The 20,433-nt window shown below is 74.0% G+C and carries 17 protein-coding genes; 7 read left to right on the top strand and 10 right to left on the bottom strand.

Features of this window, described 5'->3' with window-relative positions:
• Positions 1-32: 32 nt before the first annotated feature.
• Together K1J60_RS40270 and K1J60_RS40265 are read right to left on the bottom strand one after the other, a co-directional pair.
• Positions 33-2,726 (bottom strand): LuxR C-terminal-related transcriptional regulator, encoded by a 2,694-nt coding sequence (locus K1J60_RS40270; protein ID WP_220650527.1) that lies wholly within the window; start codon positions 2,724-2,726, stop codon positions 33-35.
• 435 nt (positions 2,727-3,161) lie between these two features.
• The gene (locus K1J60_RS40265) at positions 3,162-4,874 is read right to left on the bottom strand and encodes an IlvD/Edd family dehydratase (protein WP_220650526.1); all 1,713 of its coding nucleotides are present in this window, start codon (positions 4,872-4,874) and stop codon (positions 3,162-3,164) included.
• A gap of 410 nt (positions 4,875-5,284) precedes the next feature.
• On the opposite strand from K1J60_RS40265, the gene K1J60_RS46980 reads away from it, so the two are divergent.
• The 3 genes from K1J60_RS46980 to K1J60_RS40250 all read left to right on the top strand — a co-directional run bounded on the left by K1J60_RS46980 (position 5,285) and on the right by K1J60_RS40250 (position 8,059).
• Positions 5,285-5,737, top strand: coding sequence for an IclR family transcriptional regulator domain-containing protein (locus tag K1J60_RS46980; RefSeq protein WP_317619741.1), 453 nt, complete (start codon positions 5,285-5,287; stop codon positions 5,735-5,737).
• Between the two features lie 94 nt (positions 5,738-5,831).
• Positions 5,832-6,890 carry a zinc-dependent alcohol dehydrogenase gene (locus tag K1J60_RS40255; RefSeq protein ID WP_220651921.1) on the top strand — a complete coding sequence of 353 codons (1,059 nt, stop codon included), beginning with the start codon at positions 5,832-5,834 and terminating at the stop codon, positions 6,888-6,890.
• A 35-nt stretch (positions 6,891-6,925) separates the two neighbouring features.
• A complete protein-coding gene (locus K1J60_RS40250; protein ID WP_220650525.1) occupies positions 6,926-8,059 on the top strand; it encodes a PP2C family protein-serine/threonine phosphatase in 1,134 nt (377 codons plus the stop codon).
• A gap of 300 nt (positions 8,060-8,359) precedes the next feature.
• Here the strand turns inward: K1J60_RS40250 and K1J60_RS40245 are convergent, their stop codons facing one another.
• Positions 8,360-9,493, bottom strand: a complete 1,134-nt coding sequence (locus K1J60_RS40245) for an aromatic acid exporter family protein (RefSeq protein WP_259408125.1) — start codon at positions 9,491-9,493, stop codon at positions 8,360-8,362.
• A gap of 537 nt (positions 9,494-10,030) precedes the next feature.
• On the opposite strand from K1J60_RS40245, the gene K1J60_RS40240 reads away from it, so the two are divergent.
• The 3 genes from K1J60_RS40240 (at position 10,031) to K1J60_RS40230 (ending at position 12,188) form a co-directional block, all read left to right on the top strand.
• Positions 10,031-10,711, top strand: coding sequence for a GAF and ANTAR domain-containing protein (locus K1J60_RS40240; protein WP_259408124.1), 681 nt, complete (start codon positions 10,031-10,033; stop codon positions 10,709-10,711).
• Between the two features lie 335 nt (positions 10,712-11,046).
• Positions 11,047-11,931, top strand: a complete 885-nt coding sequence (locus K1J60_RS40235; RefSeq protein WP_220650523.1) for an SDR family oxidoreductase — start codon at positions 11,047-11,049, stop codon at positions 11,929-11,931.
• Positions 11,932-12,017: 86 nt separating this feature from the next.
• Positions 12,018-12,188, top strand: coding sequence for a hypothetical protein (locus tag K1J60_RS40230; protein WP_220650522.1), 171 nt, complete (start codon positions 12,018-12,020; stop codon positions 12,186-12,188).
• A gap of 134 nt (positions 12,189-12,322) precedes the next feature.
• On the opposite strand, the gene K1J60_RS40225 is transcribed toward K1J60_RS40230, so the two are convergent.
• Together K1J60_RS40225 and K1J60_RS40220 are read right to left on the bottom strand one after the other, a co-directional pair.
• Entirely contained in the window at positions 12,323-12,886 is a 564-nt protein-coding gene (locus tag K1J60_RS40225; RefSeq protein WP_220651919.1) for a hemerythrin domain-containing protein, read from the bottom strand.
• A gap of 484 nt (positions 12,887-13,370) precedes the next feature.
• The gene (locus K1J60_RS40220; RefSeq protein WP_220650521.1) at positions 13,371-14,225 is read right to left on the bottom strand and encodes a GNAT family N-acetyltransferase; all 855 of its coding nucleotides are present in this window, start codon (positions 14,223-14,225) and stop codon (positions 13,371-13,373) included.
• Between the two features lie 222 nt (positions 14,226-14,447).
• Between K1J60_RS40220 and K1J60_RS40215 the strand changes: the two genes are divergently transcribed.
• A complete protein-coding gene (locus tag K1J60_RS40215) occupies positions 14,448-16,142 on the top strand; it encodes a dolichyl-phosphate-mannose--protein mannosyltransferase (protein ID WP_220650520.1) in 1,695 nt (564 codons plus the stop codon).
• Between the two features lie 36 nt (positions 16,143-16,178).
• On the opposite strand, the gene K1J60_RS40210 is transcribed toward K1J60_RS40215, so the two are convergent.
• From K1J60_RS40210 to K1J60_RS40190, 5 genes are read right to left on the bottom strand one after another with little or no spacing between them, the layout of a single operon-like run.
• A complete protein-coding gene (locus K1J60_RS40210; RefSeq protein ID WP_220650519.1) occupies positions 16,179-16,757 on the bottom strand; it encodes a hypothetical protein in 579 nt (192 codons plus the stop codon).
• Positions 16,754-18,136, bottom strand: a complete 1,383-nt coding sequence (locus K1J60_RS40205; RefSeq protein WP_220650518.1) for a hypothetical protein — start codon at positions 18,134-18,136, stop codon at positions 16,754-16,756. Before K1J60_RS40205 ends, K1J60_RS40210 begins: the two co-directional genes overlap by 4 nt.
• Positions 18,133-18,966, bottom strand: coding sequence for an ABC transporter ATP-binding protein (locus tag K1J60_RS40200; protein ID WP_220650517.1), 834 nt, complete (start codon positions 18,964-18,966; stop codon positions 18,133-18,135). Before K1J60_RS40200 ends, K1J60_RS40205 begins: the two co-directional genes overlap by 4 nt.
• The gene (locus K1J60_RS40195) at positions 18,963-19,793 is read right to left on the bottom strand and encodes a zf-HC2 domain-containing protein (RefSeq protein WP_220650516.1); all 831 of its coding nucleotides are present in this window, start codon (positions 19,791-19,793) and stop codon (positions 18,963-18,965) included. The genes K1J60_RS40200 and K1J60_RS40195 overlap by 4 nt, the downstream gene beginning before the upstream one ends.
• The gene (locus tag K1J60_RS40190; protein WP_220650515.1) at positions 19,790-20,350 is read right to left on the bottom strand and encodes an RNA polymerase sigma factor; all 561 of its coding nucleotides are present in this window, start codon (positions 20,348-20,350) and stop codon (positions 19,790-19,792) included. Before K1J60_RS40190 ends, K1J60_RS40195 begins: the two co-directional genes overlap by 4 nt.
• Positions 20,351-20,433: the final 83 nt, after the last annotated feature.

Below are 20,433 nucleotides of genomic sequence, written 5' to 3'. Positions count from 1 at the left end.
GAGGCGTCAGAGCGGCGTCAGAGCGGCGTCAGTCACAGCAGACGCAGCTCGCGGGCACGGCGTACCGCGTCGTTGCGCCGGTTGACCGCGAGCTTGCGGAAGACGCTCTTGAGGTGGGTCTTGACGGTGTTGACCGACAGGCACAGGTCGGCGGCGATCTCCTCGGTGGACATCATCCGGTCCAGACGCCGCAGCACATCGCGTTCGCGTCCGCTCAGCTCCTCCACCACCGGCGGCCGTTCCTCGGGCCGGGGCGGCCCGGTGTGCGCCGGCCCGGCTGGTTCGGAGGTGAGCCAGCCGGCCGCGAGGCCCCGCAGCGGGGCGGTGCCGAGCACGGGCCGGAGCCATCCGCCGGCCTCGGCGAAGGGCCGGCGCAGCCGCTCGCGCCGGGCCTCCTGGAGCGCCTGGGCGAGATGCCTGCGCACGGCGGCCTGGTCGCCCATCGCGTGCGCGGCCTCGGCACGGACCAGCAGAGCCCGTACGGTCACCGCGGGACCGCTGGGGCTCTCGGGGTGCAGACCGTCCAGCAGCTCGATCGCCGCGAGGGGGGTGCCCGCGGCCAGACGGGCCCGTGCCTCGCCCACCGCGCACACGGGCTGGTGGCCGGGCACGGCGTGCAGCAGGTCGGCGGCGGCCTCGGGCCGGCCCCGGGCCAGGTGGGCGGCGGAGGCGACCAGGGCCGTGTGCCCCTCCGCCCAGGGCGAGGCGACGTCGGCCGCCACGGCCGGTTCGGCCGCCGCAACGGCGGCCCGGGTGTCGCCGCGGGCCAGCAGCAGACGGGCGGTGGCGAGGGCCCGGCCCGCCTCGGTCACCGGGTCCCGCATCGCGGGCGGGGCGGCCGCCGCCGCGTCGAGATGGGCGCGGGCCAGCCGCAGTTCGCCCCGGTCGACGGCCACGGCCGCGAGGACCAGCCGTGCGACGCCGAAACCGGACGGCTGCGGCAGGCTGTACCGCTCGGAGACGGTGAGCGCCGCCATGGCCTTGCGTTCCGCCCTGCCCAGCCAGCCGTTCAGATAGTCGATGAGAGCCAGTCGGCCGAGGGAGTCCTCGCGGGGGAGCGCGGTCGACACGCCGTCGGAGCCCTCGGCCACCAGCGACAGGGCGGCACGTGCCTCCTCCAGGTGCCCGGCCCACAGCCGGGTGGAGCCCACATGGGCGAGGAGCAGGGCGGTGAGTTCGGGGTGCCTGTCCAGGAGGTGGGCGGGGACCTGTTCGCACAGCCGCTCGGCGGTTCCGGCGGCCTGTTCCGCCCTGGCCGGTGAGCCGGTCAGCCGGGCGGCCAGCGCCTCCAGCAGCAGGCAGCTCAGCCGGGCCGCCGCCGGGCCCGGTTCGTCCTGGGCCCGCGCCCGGTCCTCCTCCCCCGCCAGGCTCCGCTCCGCGTGCCGCAGATGGGTCAGGCCCCGGTCGAGCTCGCACCGGGAGAGTTCACGGGCCGCCCGTACGAGGTCCGTCGCGGGGCTCGTGGCTTCGGGGTCCATGCGGGAGAACAGGTCGGTGAAGTCGTCGGAGCGCAGGCCGGTGAAGAGCTGGCCGATGGCGAGGTCGTCGACGAGGGCGCCTGCGGTGAACTCCCAGTCGCCCGCGGCGGCACCGTGGCCGAGCGCCTCCGCGAGCATTCCCGAGCGGCGCAGCCACTGTGCGGCCCGGCGGTGGAGCACGGGTTCCAGGCCGGGGCAGCGCATCCGCAGATGGGCGCGGAGGATCTCCCCGAAGAGGGGGTGCAGGCGGTACCAGGCGTGCCCGAGGTCCTCGACGAAGGCGTTGCCCCGGTGCAGCCCGGCCAGGATGCCCTCGGCGTCGGACCGCTCGGTGAGCGCGTCGGCCAGCTCGGGGAGGAACCGCTCCAGGACGCTGACCCGCAGGAGGAGGTCCTGGGTCTCGGGGGACTGTCGTTCGAGGACCTCCGCGAGCAGGAAGTCGGCGACCGCCGTGCGGTCCGCCTCGAACTGTTTCAGATACGCCTCCGGGTCCGGGTTCTCCCGCGCTGCCAGCGCGCACAGCCGCAGACCGGCCGCCCACCCCCGGGTGCGCTCCACGAGCGCCTCCGCGACGGGCACCGGGAGCCGCAGGCCGTGCAGGTCCAGCAGGACGGCCGCCTCCTCGGGCGTGAAGGCCAGTTCCGCGTTCCTGATCTCCGTGATGTCGCCGGCGGTCCGGTGGCGGTGCAGCGGCAGCAGCGGTTCGGTGCGGGTGACGAGGATCAGGCGGACACCGGACGCGGCGTGGTGCAGGACGAACTCCAGTTGGTCCGCGATCTCCGGGTCGGTCACCCGGTCGTACTCGTCGAGCACCACGATCACGGGTGGGCCCAGGGTGTTCAGTTCGGTGGCGAGCCGTGTCAGCAGGGTGCGGTCCACGCGGCCGGCGTCGGCCGGGCAGCCGATCCCGGACGGCAGGGGCACACCGGCGGCGCGGAGTGCCTGGAGGAGGTAGGCCCAGAACATGCCGGGGCCCTGGTCGCCGGCCTCGGTGGTGAGCCAGGCGACCGGCCGGTCCCGCCGGGCCGCCCAGTCGGCGACCAGCAGGGTCTTGCCGGCGCCGGCCGCCCCGTTGACCACGGTCAGCGGCGTCCTCAGGGCCTGGTCGAGGTGGTCGACCAGACGCTCGCGCCGCAGGAACGTGACGGGCCCGGCCGGTACGGCCAACCGGGTGGGCAGGAACGGGGCGCCCTGGGGATCGGCGCAGGGGACGGCCGACCCCGCATCTCTCTCCCCGGGCCTCACCATGGCTTTCACCACCACCGGTCGTCGGAACTCGGGCAGCGCTCCTCGTTCAGCATCCCAGCGTTTCCCCGAGCCTGCGCGCCACGCGGCCGCGCACAGCGCACCCGGGGCCTTGGCCTCGACGCCTCCTTGGACCGTCTTCGCGCCGGGCCGCAACGGTGTAGTACGCGACTGCCCGAACGGCCGGTGCATCCTTCGATCCGGGTCCAGCCGGGCGCCGACCGAGGCGCCGGGTCCAGCGGGACACCCGTGGTGATGTCCGATGATGTCCGCCTGACCGCCGACCGCCCCGGGGCCGGAGGGCCTGGACGGCGGCTCGGTGGCCGGGGCGAGGATGTCGAGGTGGGCGCGGGAACGGCCGCGTACGCCGTCCATCATCAGTCGGCGTCGGTGACGCCCGTCGCGGGTCCTGCGCCGGGCGGCCGGCCGGAGTCGGCCTCAGTGCGACTCGCGGCTCACCTCGGAACCGCTGGAGCCGAGGAGGAAGTCGAGGTCGGCGCCGGTGTCGGCCTGGAGGACGTGGTCGACGTAGAGGCGTTCCCAGCCGCGCCCGGGGGTGGCGAAGCCGGCGACCGTGGCCCGGTCCGGCTCCCGCCGCGCGAGTTCGTCGGCGGACACGTCGACGTCGATCCGGCGGGCCGCCACGTCGAGGGTGACGAAGTCGCCGGTCCGGACGAGTGCGAGGGGGCCGCCGGCCGCGGCCTCCGGTGCCACGTGGAGGACGACCGTGCCGTACGCCGTGCCGCTCATCCGGCCGTCGCAGACGCGGACCATGTCACGGACGCCCTGTTCCAGGAGTTTCCTCGGCAGGGGCATGTTGGCGACCTCGGGCATGCCCGGGTAGCCCTTGGGACCGCAACCGCGCAGGACGAGGACGGAATCGGCGTCGACGTCCAGGTCGGGGTCGTCGATCCGGGCGTGGAAGTCCTCCACGGAGTCGAAGACGACGGCCCGGCCCCGGTGGCGCAGCAGACGCGGGGAGGCGGCGGCCGGTTTGACGAGGGCGCCGTCGGGGGCGAGGTTGCCCCGCAGGACGGCGATACCGCCCTCGGCGACCAGCGGGGCGGCACGCGGGCGGATGACCTCGGTGTCCCAGACGGCGGCGTCGTCGAGGTGGGCGACCAGCGGCTCGCCGGTGACGGTCAGCGCGTCGGGGTCGAGCAGATCGCGGACCTCGCGCAGGACGGCGAGCAGTCCTCCGGCGCGGTGGAGGTCCTCCATGAGGAAACGTCCGGCGGGCTGGAGGTCCACGAGGACCGGCACCCGGGAGCCGATGCGGTCGAAGTCGTCGAGCGACAGGTCGACACCCAGGCGGCCGGCGACGGCGAGGAGATGGACCACGGCGTTGGTCGAACCGCCGATCGCCGCCAGCGCGACGATCGCGTTGTGGAAGGACGCCTTCGTCAGGAAGGTGCCCGGTCGCCGGTCGGCGCCCACCAGGTCCACGGCCAGCCGGCCGGTGTGGTGCGCGGCCTCCAGCAGCCTGCTGTCGGCGGCGGGGATGCCCGCCACGCCGGGGATCACCGTGCCCAGCGCCTCGGCCACCAGAGCCATCGTCGACGCGGTCCCCATCGTGTTGCAGTGCCCTCGGCTGCGGATCATCGCCGACTCGGAGCGGGTGAACTGCTCCTGGGAGAGCGTGCCCGCCCGGACCTCCTCCGACAGCTGCCACACCCCGGTGCCGCAGCCCAGCAGGCCGCCGCGGAAGGTCCCGTTGAGCATCGGCCCGCCGGGGACCACGACCGCGGGGAGGTCCACCGAGGCGGCGGCCATCAGCAGTGAGGGGATCGTCTTGTCGCAGCCGCCGAGGAGCACCACACCGTCGATGGGGTTGGCCCGCAGCATCTCCTCCGTGGCCATCGCCGCCATGTTCCGCCAGAGCATCGCGGTGGGCCGTACGTTCGTCTCGCCGAGCGACACCACCGGCAGGTCCAGCGGGATGCCGCCCGCCTCGTACACGCCGTTGCGCACCGAGGCCGCGACCTCGTCCAGGTGGGCGTTGCAGGGCGTCAGATCGGAGGCGGTGTTGGCGATGGCGATCTGCGGCCGTCCGGTGAAGGCGTCGCCCGGCACGCCCCGCCGCATCCACGCCCGGTGGATGTAGGCGTTGCGGTCCTGTCCCCCGTACCACTGCGCGCTGCGGAGCGTCACCCGGAGTCCCTTCCGACCATCGGCACGGCGGTCTACAGTCTGGAACGCGATGAAGCATACGCAGGCGCACCGGAGCGCGGCAGACCCCGCGGAGGGTGGCCCGGCGGGTGCCGGGGCCGGCCGACTCGTCGGGGCGGAGCGGGTGTTGACGGTCGCGAAGGCGCCGGCCGGGTGTCCCGGCGGGGTGGGGCCGGAGGAGCTGACCCGGGATCGAACCCGGGTGGTCGGCGGTCCCGGGCCGACGGTGCACCGGGCGCTGGGCGCGGTGCGCCGGACCGGGCACGCCGACCAGGACGTGCGGGGCCGTTTCGGGCTCGGCGACGCGTTCCCGCGCATGGCCTTCGCGCCGATACCGAAGCCGCCCTCCGACGCGGACAGTGGTCGGAGCTCGCACCACGAGGCGCCACGTGGTGCCGGACGGCCGGGAGGTCGTGTACCGGGCCGAGGCCGACCCGCCCGACGGTGCCCTCCGGCTGGCGGCGACGGTCGGCCGAGGCGACCTCGGCCGCACCACCTCTGCCGGAAAGCTGCCGCTCGCCGGGCGGTCGGGCCCCATGGCGGAGGTGGACGCGTGGATCGGCGGCTCTCCCCCGGGCCGTCGTACGCCCCGGTCGCTGGGCACGGCGGCCGCGCCGCGCCGTGAGTCGGCGGCCGTCCGCGTCCGGGGCCACGGCGTCGACGACCAGGAGACCGAGGCCGGGGTCGGCTGCCCGGCGCTGCCGGTGTTCCCGACCTCGCCGCCGGCCCCGTCCGGTGCCGTGAGCGTCAGCGCGCTCGCCCACCGGACGAGCCCGGCGCCCCTGGTCGACGCGCTCGACGAGATCCGCGCGCTGCTCGGGCCGGTGGGCGAGCCGCGCCGGTGAGGCGGCCCGCTCGGCACCCCGGCGAAGACCTCGCTCACGCCCGGCCCCGGCCGCACGGCGTCCGACACCCCCTGGAGAGAGTTCCGTGAACCTGATGCGCGCGTTCGTCCTCACCGCCCCCGGCTCGTACGAGGTCCAGGAGCTCCCGGCGCCGGTGGCCGGGCCCGGGGAGGTCGTCGTCGACGTGGAGCGGGTCGGGGTGTGCGGTACCGACATGGAGTTCTTCTCCGGCACGATGACCTACCTCCACCAGGGGCACGCCGCCTACCCGATGCGGCTCGGCCACGAGTGGGCCGGGCGGGTGTCGGCGGCCGGGGACGGTGTCGACCCGGGCTGGGTCGGCCGACGAGTCATGGGCGACACCATGCTGGGCTGCGGCGACTGCCGCCGCTGCCTCCGGGGCGACCAGCACGTCTGCGAGCGGCGCCTGGAGGTCGGCATACGCGGGGGTCTCCCGGGGGCCCTGGCGGAGCGGCTCGCCGTACCGGCCACCTCGCTGCACGCCCTGCCGGACTCCGTGGACGCGGTGCTCGGCGCGCTGGTGGAGCCGGGCGGCAACGCCCTGCGCGCGGCGCGGGCGGCCGCGACCCGGCCGGGGGACCGGGCCCTGGTCCTCGGCCCGGGGACGATCGGGCTGCTGGTCGCGCTGTTCCTCCGGGCCGCGGGTGCGGAGGTCCACCTCATGGGCCGGGACGCCCCTTCCCTCGCCTTCGCCCGCGGCCTGGGCTTCGACCACACCTGGACGGAGGACTCCCTGCCGGACCTCCCCTTCGACGCGGTGGTCGACGCCACGAACGCCGCCCATCTGCCGGACCGCGCGCTGGAGTCGGTGGAACCGGGCGGCCGCGTCGTCTACATCGGGCTGGCCGCCGGGCCCAGCCGGATCGACACCCGCGCGCTCGTCCTCAAGGACGTCACGGCCGTCGGCGTCCTCTCCGCCTCCCCCGGCCTGGACGCCACCATCCGCGCGTACGCGGCCGGCACGATCGACCCCCGTCCGCTCGTCGCCGCCACGGTGTCCCTCGACGAGGTCGGACCGGTGCTCGCCGGTGAGCGCCCGGCCGGGGCCGGCGCCGGGCCGAAGGTCCACGTCGATCCCCGGCTCCGGCCGCTACGGCGGGGCGGTTCCCGCACGTGGGAGGACCCGGCTTAACGTACGGGGAGATCACGACCTGCCCGGGAGTCCGCATGGCCGGTAGCCGCCGGAAGAGCCCTGTCGAGGCCGTCGACGCCTTCGAGGCCATCGAGCCGCCACGCAACGCCGAACTGATCCTCGGCGTGCTGGGGGTCACCGCCCTGGTGGAGGCGCTCGGGGTGCTGTCCGGGTCCGAGGTGTGGCTGCTCGGGCTGCTGGTGTTCCTGCCGGGCACGGCGTCGGCGCTGTGCACGGTCCGGCAGACGGCGTTCGTCGCCGCGTGGACCACGCTCGTCGTCACCGCCACGGCGGTGGTGCGCAACGTCGACGCCGACCGGTGGCTCGACCGGCTCCTGCTCGTGCTGCTCACCCTCGCCCTGGGCGCGGCGTCGGTGTACGCCTGCCACCGGCGGATCGGGCGCGAGCACGAGATGTTCCGGCTGCGTTCCACGGCCGCGGCCATGCAGCGGCACATCCTGCACCCGCTGCCGCTGCTCACCGACGACGTCCTGGTCAACGGCCTCTACGAGCCCCTCCAGGAGGACCGGCTGGTCGGCGGGGACATCTACGACGTCGTCGCCTCGCCCTGGGGGACGCGGGTGCTGATCGGGGACGTCCAGGGCAAGGGACTGGCCGCCGTGGGCGCCGCGTTCGCCGTCATCGGCACCTTCCGCGAGGCCGCCCATCGTGAGCCCACGCTCACCGCCCTCGTCGACGCGCTGGACGCGGCGGTCGTCCGGCACAACTCCTACGCCGAGAACACCGGTGACGACGAGCGCTTCGTCACCGCCCTCGTGATCGGCATCGACGGGCACGGCGAGGAGGTGCAGGCCGTCAACTGCGGACATGTCCCTCCGCATGTCCTGCACGAGGGTACGGTCACGACGGCCGAGCTGGATTCCGGCGTCCCGCTCGGCCTCGCCGAACTCGCCCTCGAACCCACGATCGTGAGCTGGTTCGCGTTCCCGCAGGGCGCGACGCTGCTGCTGAGCACCGACGGCCTCACCGAGATCCGGGCCGCCGACGGCACGTTCTACCCGGTCGACGAACGCCTCGCCCAGCATCTCGACGCCTCCCCCACCGACCTGCCCCGGGTCCTGTACGAGGACGCCCGCGCGTACGCGGGCGGCGGCGGTTCGCACGACGACGTGGCCGTCCTGACGGTCCGCCGGTCGCCACGTCACTGAACCGGGACCGAAAAGGGTTTCCGCAGCACGTTGCGAGAACCATTTGGTTCGTTCTGCCGCACTCCCCGGTTCGCGCGCACGTGTCGTCAACGGGCGCATGTTCCGTCGTCGCCGGTCGCCCATACCTCCGGCGACATGATGAAGGCCGTCTACGACGCGGAGAGTTCGGGCACCGACTTCTGGATGGACCGCCTGCTCGCCCGCTCGCCCGCTCCGGAAACGACCCGGGACAATGACCCGTTCACCACCCGGACAAGTACCGGACGACTACCGGGCATCACGCCCCGATCGCCGGGGGCCTCAGTGCTGGACGAGCTGATCGGCCAGACGGTGGGCCTGGGCCAGCAGCGTCCCGTACGTCACGAGCGCGTCGGGGTCGTCGGCGACGGCGCCCGGCAGGCGCACGCGGAAGTCGTCGAGGCTGCGGTGGAGTTCGCCGACGGCCTCGCGGAGTTCATCCGCGCCGGCGTCGTCGTCGCCCGGGGCGAATCGGGTCCGTCCGTAGAGGCTGACGGCGCGGGCGGTGCGCCGCAGGAAGTCCGCGTAGGGCCGGGCGATCGCCGTGGCCGGCCGGGCGGCCGTCCCCCCGCCGTCGGCGGCCTCCCACACCGTTCGGGTCACGCCCGAGGTGTGGACCGCCACGTGGTCGAGCACGGCCAGCGCGTCGGCGTACGCCTTGCCGGGCGGGGCGACGGCGTACCTGCGGCGTCCCCACGGATTGACCCGCATGCTCTCCCGGCTCCAGCCGATGGCCTGCCGGGCCTGGTCGACCAGACGCCCCAACCGCAGTGCGCGCTCGTGCCACCCCCCCGCCTGGTGCCCTTCCCACTCGCCGGTGGCCAGCCCCTCCGCCACCGAGTCCAGGATCGCCTCGGCCTCCTGGACGGCGTCGAGCAGCGCGGCGCGGGTGTCACGCAGATACACCGGGGGCCTGATCAGCGCGTTGACCGCGACGCCCACCACCGCGCCGAAGACCGCCTCCGCGATGCGGGCGGCCGACGCGGCGACGGTGACCTGACCGCCGGTCAGCACGAAGAGCGCGCCGGTGGCGGCGTAGACGCCCTGGCTCCCCAGCCGTTGCCACTGACCCAACAACAGCACCGTCGGCAGCACCAGGGCCATCGTGACCATCGTGTGGTCCAGCACCAGTGCCACGCCGGTGGCCACCACCGTGCCGACCGCGATGGCCCCGAGCTGCTGCAAGCCGTGGGCGAGCGAGCGGAACACCGTCGACTCCACCAGCACGACGGCCACCCAGGGCGCCACGAACGCCATGGGAGCCGCGAGCCACCAGCCCGCGACCGCCCACGCCACCCACGCGGCCAGCGCCGCCTTGCCGGCCTGCGCCACCAGATCCCGTTCCCTGCCCGGTCCCGCCCACGCCAGCCGCACCGTCCGCACGGCGGCCGCCCCACGCCGCCGCGCCTCCCTCATCAGCCTGCCGGTCCACTCCATACCCCACCAAGTGCCACGTCAGCGGCGCGCCGCACCTGCCGCCCGCGAAGTCAGGGCGGACGAACCGGGTGACCCGGCTGTCGGGCCCCGACGGCCCACCGAGAAGCGGGGCTTGGTACGCGTCGTGGTGCGCACGCGATACGTGCGAGCACGGCGCCGCGCCGGAAACCGGAGGACGAGGTCGCGCTGATCACCGGCGGCGATTCCGGCATCGGACGGGCGGTGGCGCTGCTCGACGTCCTGGGGAGCAACGCCGCCTGCCAAGTCGATCGCCCCGCACCTGGCCCGGCGGGGTGTCCGCGCCGACGTGGTGGCCCCGGGCCCGACCTGGACCCGCTCGACGAGGCGGACCAGCACATGCCGCCCGAAGGCCTGGCGCAGATCGGGAGCGAGGCGTCCCTGGGCCGGGCGGCCCAGCCGGAGGAGATCGCGCCGACGTCCGGTCGCCTTTCCACGGGGCTAGCGTGCGAGGCTGGGTACGAGTACTTTCGCGGGCCGGGGTGAACGGAGGACGGTGTGGACTGGGATCGGTTCGCACAGCAGATGGCGTCGATGGCGCGCGACCTGCTGGCACAGCGTTCGGTCGACGCCACCCTGGAGCGGATCACCGCCTCGGCCACCGAACTGGTGGAGGGCTGTGACGCGGCCGGCATCCTCGTGCTGCACGGCACCACGGTGGAGACGCTCGCCCCCACGGACCAGCTGGTCGTCGACAGCGACCGGCTCCAGGAGCGGTTGCGTGAGGGGCCGTGCTTCGACGCCGCCCGTGAGGGTGAGGGGGTCCTGCGCATCCCCGATTTCTCCGCCGGGCAGCCACGCTGGCCCCTCTTCACCCCACAGGCCCGCCGGCTGGGTGTGGGCAGCATGATGGGCTTCCTGCTGTTCACCGTGGACGAGGACCTCGGCGCGCTGAATCTCTACTCGCGGGAGCCCGGCGCGTTCACCGAGGCCAGCGAGTTGGCCGGCTGGCTGCTGGCCTCGCACGCGGCGGTCGCCTTCTCCAGCGCGCGCACCCACGCCCAGCTGAAGCAGGCCGTCACCACCCGCCATGTGATCGGCGAGGCCATGGGCATCCTCATGGGCAGCCACCGCCTCACCGAGGAGGAGGCCTTCGACGTGCTGCGCCGGTTCTCGCAGGAGCACAACATCAAGCTCCGTGAGGTCGCCCGCCGGGTCTGCGAGCAGGGCAGCCTCTGACGGCGGAGCGCGCGGGCCCGTGCGGCCCGGGGCGGGTGGGCACCGGCATGTCGAGGGGACGGCTCCTCCGGCACGCTGTCAGAACCAGAGAAGCCTGGCCAGGCCGACCCCCAGGGGAACGCCGTCGAACCCGGCCTTCCCATCAAGTCCCCCCGCCTCGGCTCCCCACACCCCGGAGCGCCGACCACTTGCGCGCCGGTTCGGGTTCGGCACCAGCACGTACGGCACGAGCACGCACGGCGATCCGCGCGGCGTCGGACAGGTCCGTGCGGGTACCCGGCAGTGCCGTGCGGGGGCGCCCCCTCCGCTCACCCAACCGACGAAGGGCCGTACCCATGAACGACGACGACGTGCGGAACCCGGTCGAGCGGCATCCCCGGCCGGACCTCCCCCAGCAGGACCAGGAGCATCCCGGCTGGACGGGCCCGATGGACCCGCCGCCCGATCACGGCGAGGAGTCCTACCGGGGCAGCGGACTGCTCAAGGACCGCAAGGCGGTACTCACCGGCGGGGACTCCGGGATCGGCCGCGCGGTGGCCCTGGCGTACGCACGGGAGGGCGCGGACGTCCTCTTCACTCATCTGTCGGAGGAGGCCGAGGACGCCCGGGAGACCGTCCGCCTCGTCGAGGAGGCCGGACGGAAGGCGATCGCCGTCGCCTGCGACGTCCGCGACGAGGAGCAGTGCCGCGCTCTGGTCGAGCGGGCGGTCGCCGAGTTCGGCCGGATCGACGTGCTGATCAACAACGCCGCCTACCAGATGGCGCAGCCCGACGGCATCGGCGCCATCACCACGGAGCAGTTCGACCGGGTCGTCCGGACGAACCTCTACGGCATGTTCTGGCTGTGCCGGGCAGCCCTGCCGCACATCCCGGCGGGCGGTTCGATCATCAACACCACGTCCGTGCAGGCGTACAAGCCCAGTCCGCACCTGCTCGACTACGCCATGACCAAGGGCGCGATCGTGACGTTCACCCAAGGGCTGGCGCAGATGGTCGCCGCGGACGGCATCCGGGTGAACGCGGTGGCGCCGGGGCCCGTGTGGACCCCGCTGATCCCGGCGACGCTCCCGGACACGAAGGAATTCGGCAAGCAGGCGCCGCTGGGCAGGCCCGCCCAGCCCGCCGAGATGGCGCCCGCGTACGTGTTCCTCGCCTCCGACCGGGCGAGCTTCGTCACGGCGGAGATCCTCAACGCCACCGGCGGCACCCCGCTGCCCTGAGGCCCGTTTGGCTCCTCGGTCACCGGGCACCCGTGGGCGCACACCAGGAAGCAGTGGCATTCGGTTCGGAAAGAAGTTGAGACGCCGTGAGCACGCACACCGTCGAGAAACTCGTCGTCCGCGAGAGCGGCTGGGCCGAGGCCCGGCGTCGGCGCGAGAAGGGTGTGCGCCTGTGCCTTCCCGCCCTGACGGACCGGGACGGTATCCGCGGGGCGGGGTCCGAGACGGACGAGCACATCGTCAGGGGTGACGACTGAGCCCGACGACGGACCTCGCGCCACGACGCGAAGCCGGACGACGACGGCGGCGGGCCGGTGGAACCCGGTGAATCCGGGTTCCACCGGCCCGCCGCCGTCGTCGTCCGGCCCGCCGCCGCCGTCCGTCCGCCTCGTCAGCCGTCCTTGCCCCGGCCGGTCAGCGCGTCGCGCAAACGGTCGACGAGGCCCATTCCGGGAGCGAGCAGCTTGTTGGCCGGCGGGGTGTCCGGGGCCGCCGGGTGGGGCCGGGTCGGGGCCGTCTTCTTGGCCGTGCGGACCTTTTCGCCGAGGCCGTTCAGGGCGTCCGTCGAGCAGGCCGCGCGCAGCCTGGGGAAGAGGTTGTTCTCCTCGTCCTGGATGTGCGACCTGATCTCGGTCATCAACTGGATGGCCAACAGGTCGAAGTCCGGGTGGTCGGCCTCGCACTGCTCCAGCGCCTTCATGGTGCGCTCGGCCTCGGCGTGGTCCTCCAGCTCACGGTCGGCGATCGCGTCGCCGTCCGGGAGGTGCTCGCGGACCGCCGGGTAGAGGTACGCCTCCTCGGCGACCGAGTGACGCACCAGCTCGATGGTGACCTGGTCCATGTGCTGCTTGCGCTGGGGGTCCCCGGAGGGCAGTGCCTCGATCCGGCCGAACAACTCCTCCACCTCCCCGTGGTCCGTGGTCAGTTCGTCGATGACGTCTCCACCGTGTCCCATGTCTCCCGCTCCTCTCCTCGGTGCCGCGATGCCTTCGCCATCCGTACCCGTGGGCCTCGTCAGGCCCTCGGCGCGGCCCCGAGTACCCGCGAACGGCCCAGCCACGCGGCCCTCCCGGGGTGGTTCCCCGAGAGGGTCCGTCGCGTTCCGTGCGCTGGTGGTGCCGAGGAGGTCCTCGCGCTGCTTGAGGGCCTGCGGGGAGACCCGGTCGTACGGCAGATGGAAGACGGAGCTCTGTTCGACGGCCCCGCCCGTCTTGTGGACGCTGGTGACCACCAGGTCGACCTCGGCGTGCGTTCGTAGACGACGTCCCCGCGCCGTCGGAACTCCCGCAACGCCTCCAGTGCGGGCACCCGCGAGTGATCCGTCTCCGCCTCCAGGAATCTCCCGCCGTGTACGGGCCTCACGGGTGCCCCTGGAGAGCGATCGACACCGGCGAGCGACACGGGCGCTCGGGGCGGCGCGCGGGATCGGCGATCGGCGGCTACGACCGGGCGGGCTGACCGGCGATCAGGAGGGTGCAGCCGGCGGGGCGGAAGCCGAGACGGGAGTAGATACGGGCGACGGTGTCCCGCGCGTAGGCGAGGAAGACGGTGCTCACCCCATGGTCGCGGGCGTGCGCGACCAGAGCCGCCGTGACGGCGGCCGCCAGGCCCTGGCGGCGGGCGGCGGGAAGCGTGCCGATGCCACCGACCTCGGTGGTGCCGTCCATCGGGTGGTAGTGGCCGACGGCCAGCGGCGTGCCGTCCGGGGCGACGGCGGCGACCAGAACTTTGTGCCCGGCGCGGAGAACGGGGCGGACCGTCTCCACGGTGCCGTCCGCGATCAGTTCCTCGGCCACCGCCGCCAACCGCGCACGGTCCGACGCGCCCCCCGCGGTGCCCTCGTCGGCGAAGGCCAGCCGCGGCAGGGCGAGGGCCGCGGGCAACACCGGATCGTCGGCCGTCAGCGCCCGGAGGGTCACACCGTCCGGCACCGGGTGCGGGTCGACGCGGTGGTGGGGATCCAGCGCCATCAACGGGCGTTCCAGCACCGGAAGTCCGGAGCCCTCGATCCCGGCCCGCAGCGCCGGAGCCGACTCGGCCAGCCACTCGAACGCTTCCGGGACACCGAGTTCACGCTGCCGGGCCCGTACCCGCGCGATGTCGGCGGCACCGATCGCCGCGGCCCTTCCGGCGGTGGGCTGGGCATGTCCGGGCCCGCCGTAGTACGGGGCTCCCGGCTCCGAGCGCACGAACAGCCGCAGCGGCCCGAACTCCTCGACGTCCGCGAACAGCGACGGCACGGTGGTGTAGTACCGCTCGATACGGGCCTGCAACGTCTCGCTCACCTGCCGCATCCCATCACGGCACGACGCCGCCGCGCATCAGGGATTGGCGTCCGCAGGTGGGCGGTTGGCGCTGGGCGGCCGTCGCCGTCCGCGACGCACCGCCCGCGCCGATCGAACGCGTGCCCCTTACGATCTCCGGAGACGAGCGCGCGGGGGTGCGGAAGTGGGCGCACCGTTCCGCGTGAGCGGCAGGACCATGTTCGTACACACTCGAAGGACGCTGTCACCGCGATGCTCCACGGCCCCCGTCCGACGACGGCGTCCCTCGACCGGATCGACCGTCCGCGCCCGTTCGGGCACGCTGGGCGACCCCCGAGCGACGTGCGCGAACGGCTGGTGCCGCCCTTCCCGGAGCCGGGGACCCGGATCTGGGAGCGCGTGGGGCTCGGGCCGGAGCCCGCGTACCGGGTCGCGAGCGCGATGGGGTGGCTGGGGCCGCTGCTCGTCGCCCTGCTGGCGGGAACGATCCGCTTCTGGCGCCTCGGGCAGCCGCACGAACTCGCCTTCGACGAGACGTACTACGCCAAGGACGCGTGGTCGCTGCTCAGGTTGGGCTACGAGGGCACCTGGCCGGACCGCAAGGTCGCCGACCCGCAGGTCCTGGCCGACCCGCAGGTGATCCCACTCTCCGACACCGGGGCCTTCGTGGCGCATCCGCCGACGGGCAAGTGGGTGATCGCCGTCGGTGAGTGGATGTTCGGTCTCACCCCGTTCGGCTGGCGCTTCATGACGGCGCTCCTCGGGACGCTGTCGGTACTGATGCTCTGCCGCATCGGACGCAGACTGTTCCGTTCCACGTTCCTGGGCTGTCTGGCCGGCACGCTGCTGGCGGTGGACGGTCTGCACTATGTGATGAGCCGGACCGCCCTGCTCGACCTGATCGTCATGTTCTTCGTACTGGCGGCGTTCGGTTGCCTGTTGCTCGACCGGGACCACGCCCGGTCCCGGCTCGCGGCGGCGTTGCCGGTGGCCCCGGACGGGCATGTCCGCCCGGACGGGGGCACCGGTGACCACGCCGGTACGGGATGGCGCCCTTGGCGGCTCGCGACCGGAGTCTGTCTGGGCCTCGCCGCCTCGACCAAGTGGAACGGCCTGTACTTCCTGGCCTTCTTCATGGTCCTGACCGTGCTGTGGGACGTCGGCGCCCGACGCGTCGCGGGGGCACGGCACCCGTACCGGGCGGTGCTGCGCAAGGATGTGGGCCGGTCGGTGCTCTCCCTCGCCCCGGTCGCCGTGGTGACGTATCTGGTGACGTGGACCGGCTGGTTCCTGTCCGACGGCGGCTACGGGCGGCACTGGGCGGACGGCCGCGGCGGCGTCTGGTCGTGGATCCCCGCCCCGCTGCGCAGCCTGTGGCACTACGAGTCCGCCGTCTACCGGTTCAACGTGGGCCTGGAGACCTACCACAAGTACGAGTCGAACCCGTGGAGTTGGCTGGTCCTCGGACGTCCCGTGCTGTTCTCGTACCGGTCGCCCGAGCCCGGCGAGGCGGGTTGTCACGCGCTGACCGGCTGCTCCCAGGCGATCCTCGCCCTGGGGACGCCGATGCTGTGGTGGACGGCGTGCTGCGCCCTCGGGTATCTGCTGTTCCGGTGGGCGCTGCGCCGGGACTGGCGCGCGGGCGCCGTGCTGGGCGCGGTGGCCGCCGGCTATCTGCCGTGGTTCCTCTACCAGGACCGCACGATCTTCGCCTTCTACGCCGTCGTGTTCGTGCCGTACGTGTGCCTGGCCGTGGCCATGACGCTGGGCGCGCTGCTGGGGCCGCCGGGCGCGGGTGCCGACCGCCGCAACCGGGGAGCGGTGGCGGTCGGCACCCTCGTCCTGCTCATCGTCTGGAACTTCGTCTACTTCTTCCCCGTCTACACGGGCCAGACGATCCCGTATCCCGAGTGGCAGACCCGGATGTGGCTCGACACCTGGATATGAGCCCCGCCCTGGCGCTCTGGCCGCCACCCGCGGCGGCTACCGTCTCGGGCCCGCCAGGGCGTACACCGTGATGCCGGTGACGGCGAGGGCCAGGGCGGTCCAGGTGGCCGCCGGCGTACCGGGCGGCAGCAGCATCCAGGTCGCGACCTCCATCGGCACGTTCGTCGGCGGCGGGGCGAAGGCCGAGAACGACAGCCAGGCGACCGCCGGGGTCCACGCGTACGGTGCCCCGCACACCACCGCTCCGAGGGCGACGAGCCCCGTCAGCCCCGCGCTGTCACGGACGATGAACGCGGTGGCGGCCAGGTCGGTGCCCGTCGCCCGTACCGCGAGGAGCACGAGGGCGACGACCGTGCCGATGAGCAGCACGTGGGCCGCCCTGCGGGGCCGCCAGCGGATCGCGGCCGTGCGGTCCAGCGCGAGGTCCTGCCCGCCGAGCCCGATCGAGGCGGCCGTCACCCCTGCGACGAGGACGAACACGGGCGTCCTCGGATCGGCCGGTCCCCCGCCGCCGTCCCGGGCGACCAGCGCCCACACCGCGGCCGCGCCGATGACCACGGCGGCGAGCGACGCGGGCACCTGCCGGGAGCGCGCGTACAGGGTCAGCCATCTCATCGGGCCGTACCGCCGTCCAGGATGTCGAGCGGGTCGCCCGAGCAGGAGACCGCGGCGGTGTGCGCGTCCTTCACGCGGGCGATCTGCTCGGACCACGGCAGGGACTTGAGTTCCGTGAACACCGGGCGGGCCGTGGCGAGTTGGTCGCTCGGCGCGTGCATGGCGCCGGTGAACGGCCGCAGGTCCCCGAGGACCCAGCCCGCGACGACGCCCTGCGCGGCGAGTTCGCCCATGGTGCCGCTCTCGTTGGCGCTGCGGGCGAAGCAGACCGGCGCCATGCCCTGCCCGAGGAGGGCCCGCGTCAGCTGCTCGCCCTTCGCGTCGGCGATCACGCCGTCGCCGAAGTCGACGAGCACGGCCCTGCGCGACCGCTCCGGCGCGTCGAAGATCCCCCGTCGCGCGGTGCTCTCCCGGACGGTTGTCGGTGCCTCGCCGCCGAGGACGCCCCGCAGGAGACGCAACGCCTCCTTCCCGGGGTCCGCGAGGTCGGCCAGCCGGTCCTGGTGGACGGCCGCCACGCACACCGGTCCGTCACACACCTGGGCCGCGGCGGCCTCGTCGACGACGTACACCCCGCGCGGGTCGGCGGGCAGGACGAGCAGGGCGATCACCGCGCCCGCCAGGACGGGTGCGAGGGCGAGCAGCCGGGCGCGCGGCGTCGAGACGGCCAGCAGGGCGAAGCCGGTCACGGCCATACCGAGCAGCCAGACCGTCTGGCCCACGTGCACGGGGGCGGAGAGGGTCAGGAACACGTCGCGCACCTCGTCCACCACCGGTGACAGCAGCGCGACCCGGCTCGGCCCCCACATGGCCGTGGGCACCGCCGACTCCGTCGACATCCGCAACAGGTTGACGAAGACGAAGGCGGCCACGGCCAGCGCGGGCGGCGTCAGCGGGGAGGGGAGGCTGCGTCCGATCCCCATGCCCAGCAGAGCCCCCGCGACGAGCGCGAGCACGGCGACCAGCGAGATCGGCAGCCAGCCGAGGTGCGTGTACTCGGTGGTGCCGCTCACCTGGACCGCGCCCAGGAGGACGATGAGCACGAAGGCCGAGGTCAGCGTGATCGCCGTCGCGCCCGCGGTCGTGGCGGCGCGGTGCCGGGCCGGTCGTGGTGTGCTCGTCAGCAGCTCGGACATGCGCGACCGGTGGTCGCGCAGCCCCTGGAGGGCGCCGAGCGCCAGCGCGAGCGGCCACAGGACGGCCATCAGGAACCGGGTCCACAGGGCCATGGACGTCCACTGGCTCGTCCACAGCGCGGCGCCCTTCCACCACGGTCCGCTCACCAGGTACAGGAACGCCAGGGCGACGCAGAGGGACACGATGCCTGCCCAGGGGGCGACGGAACGTCTCAGCTCGATCCGCAGGACACGGCCGTTCACCAGGTGCCCCTTTCCTGCCGGGGGTCGAGCAGCAGCGCCGAGTAGCCGCGCTCCAGCGGGCTGTCGCCCACGTGCTCGGGTCCGCCCGCGGCGGCCAGCTCGTCCGGGGTGCCCTGGAAGACCAGCCGGCCCTCGGCGAACAGCACCACGTCGGTGCAGGCGGCGGCGACGTCCTCCACCAGATGCGTCGAGACGACCACACAGGTGTCCGTGCCGAGTTCCTGCAACAGCTCGCGGAAGCGGAGCCGTTGGGCCGGGTCCAGGCCGGCCGTCGGCTCGTCGAGGAGCAGGATCGCCGGGTCGTTGACGAGGGCCTGGGCGATCCCGACGCGCCGCACCATGCCGCCCGACAGTGCTTTCATCCGCTCGTCGGCGCGGTCGGCGAGGCCGACCCGCTCGATCGCCCGCTGCACCGCGGCGGGGACGTCCGCCTTCGGTACCTCCTTCAGCCACGCCATGTACTCGACGAACTCGCGCACCGTGAACCGCTTGTAGTAGCCGAACTCCTGCGGCAGATAGCCGATGCGGCGGCGCAGCGCCCGGTGTTCGCCGAGGCCTCCGGCGGACTCGCCGAGCAGTTCCAGGGTGCCCTCGGCGGGGCGCAGCACGGTGGCCAGCGCCCGGATGAGGGTGGTCTTGCCGGCCCCGTTGGGTCCGAGCAGGCCGTGCACGCCGGTGCCGAGCGACAGGTCGAGCCCGTCGACGGCCATCCGTTTCCGACCGGCCCTCACCTTCAGCCCCGTGGCCCGGATCTCCCAGGCGTAGGGCGTCGGCGCGAGGTCGGCCGCGGTCAGCGCGGACATCACGTGTGGTTCCTTCCCGTTGGTCATCGATGGGCTCCCAGCACGGAGTAGGCGCCCCTGCGGGCGATCACGACACCGATGCCGAGCGTGAGGATCAGCCCCCACACGGGGAGGCCGTCCGTCCGGAGGGCGAGGGGTACGCGGCCGGTGGCCAGGGTCGGCGCCGCGACCACGGCGGCCCACACCGCGACCAGCGCGAGGGCGGCGCGGGTCACGCCGACGACGCCGCCGAGCGCCAGGGTCGTCGAGGTGAACGCCAGGCAGGGCAAGAGCCACTGGGCGGCCGTCACCCCCGTCACCCATCCGCCGACGAACAGCGTGGGCACGACGAGGACGAGCACGGCCACGGTGCGCCGCAGCACCAGTTGGAGCCCGGCCCTGGGCACGGAGGCCGTCAGCTCGTACGCCGGGTCCAGGCCGCGTGACCACGAGGCCGCGACGCCGAGGACGGGCAGGACGGGGGAGAGCAGCAGCACCAGCGACACCTCGCCGGAGCCGTGTCCGGCGCCGGGGTCTCCGATGTCGAACAGCAGGGCGAGCAGGGTCACGCTCATGATCATGGCCAGCCACGGCACCGTCGTGGGCGTCAGCCACGTCGACAGCCGGGACCGCAGCCGTCGGCGGCGGGGCATGGTGGGGATGGCGGCGAGCCGGGGTTCGAGGTCGGCCCAGACGGTGCCGACCAGGGCGGTCACGGCGGGCGCGGTCACCGTGACGGCGGCCGACAGCCGGTCCCGGCAGCTCCGGCAGGCCTCCAGATGGGCCTCCAGGGCCCACACCTCGTCGGCGGCGAGGTCCGTGTCGCCGCGCGCGTATCCGTCGATGAGCCGTGTCGACGCGTGTTCCACGCTCATGCCAGGGCCTTCCGCATCTCGGTCCGGGCCCGGCGGGCACGGGTCTTGACCGTGCCCTCGGGCACGCCGAGCAGGACCGAGGTCTCCCGGACGGTCAGTCCGTCGAGCACCATGGCCTGCAGTACCGCTCTGAGTTCGGGCGCGAGGCGGCGCAGCGCGTCCCCGACGTCGCCGCCGACGGTCGCCGCGAGGGCCTCGTCCTCGGCGGCGGGCGCCACGGGGTGCGCGGCGGCCGCGGGCGGGGGTTCCGCGTGGTGGGCCCTGCGCCGGAACGCGTCGACGAGACGGCGGGCTGCGATGGTCCACAGCCAGCCGACGGCGCTCCCCCCGACGGCGGCGCCGGCGAACGCGCCCGCCGCGCGCCACACCGCCAGGTATGTCTCCTGCATGACCTCGGCGACGATCTGCTCGTCGGCGCAGCGGCGCCGCAACCGCACCACCAGCCACGGCGCGGTGCGCCGGTACAGCTCGTCGAACGCCGCGCGGTCGCCCCTGGCCACGAGCCGGACGAGGCGCTCCTCGTCCGGCTCGCCCGCTGCCTTCCTGACTGATCTCACACCCCCTAGACGCGGGGCCCGCGCGCCGGGTTTTCCCTCCCGAGTGATCCCCGTCACACGCCCCTGAGAGCCTTGGTACGGCC

This window comes from Streptomyces akebiae (assembly GCF_019599145.1).
GTDB classification, from domain to species: domain Bacteria; phylum Actinomycetota; class Actinomycetes; order Streptomycetales; family Streptomycetaceae; genus Streptomyces; species Streptomyces akebiae.
This window is presented reverse-complemented; position numbering and strand designations above follow the sequence as displayed.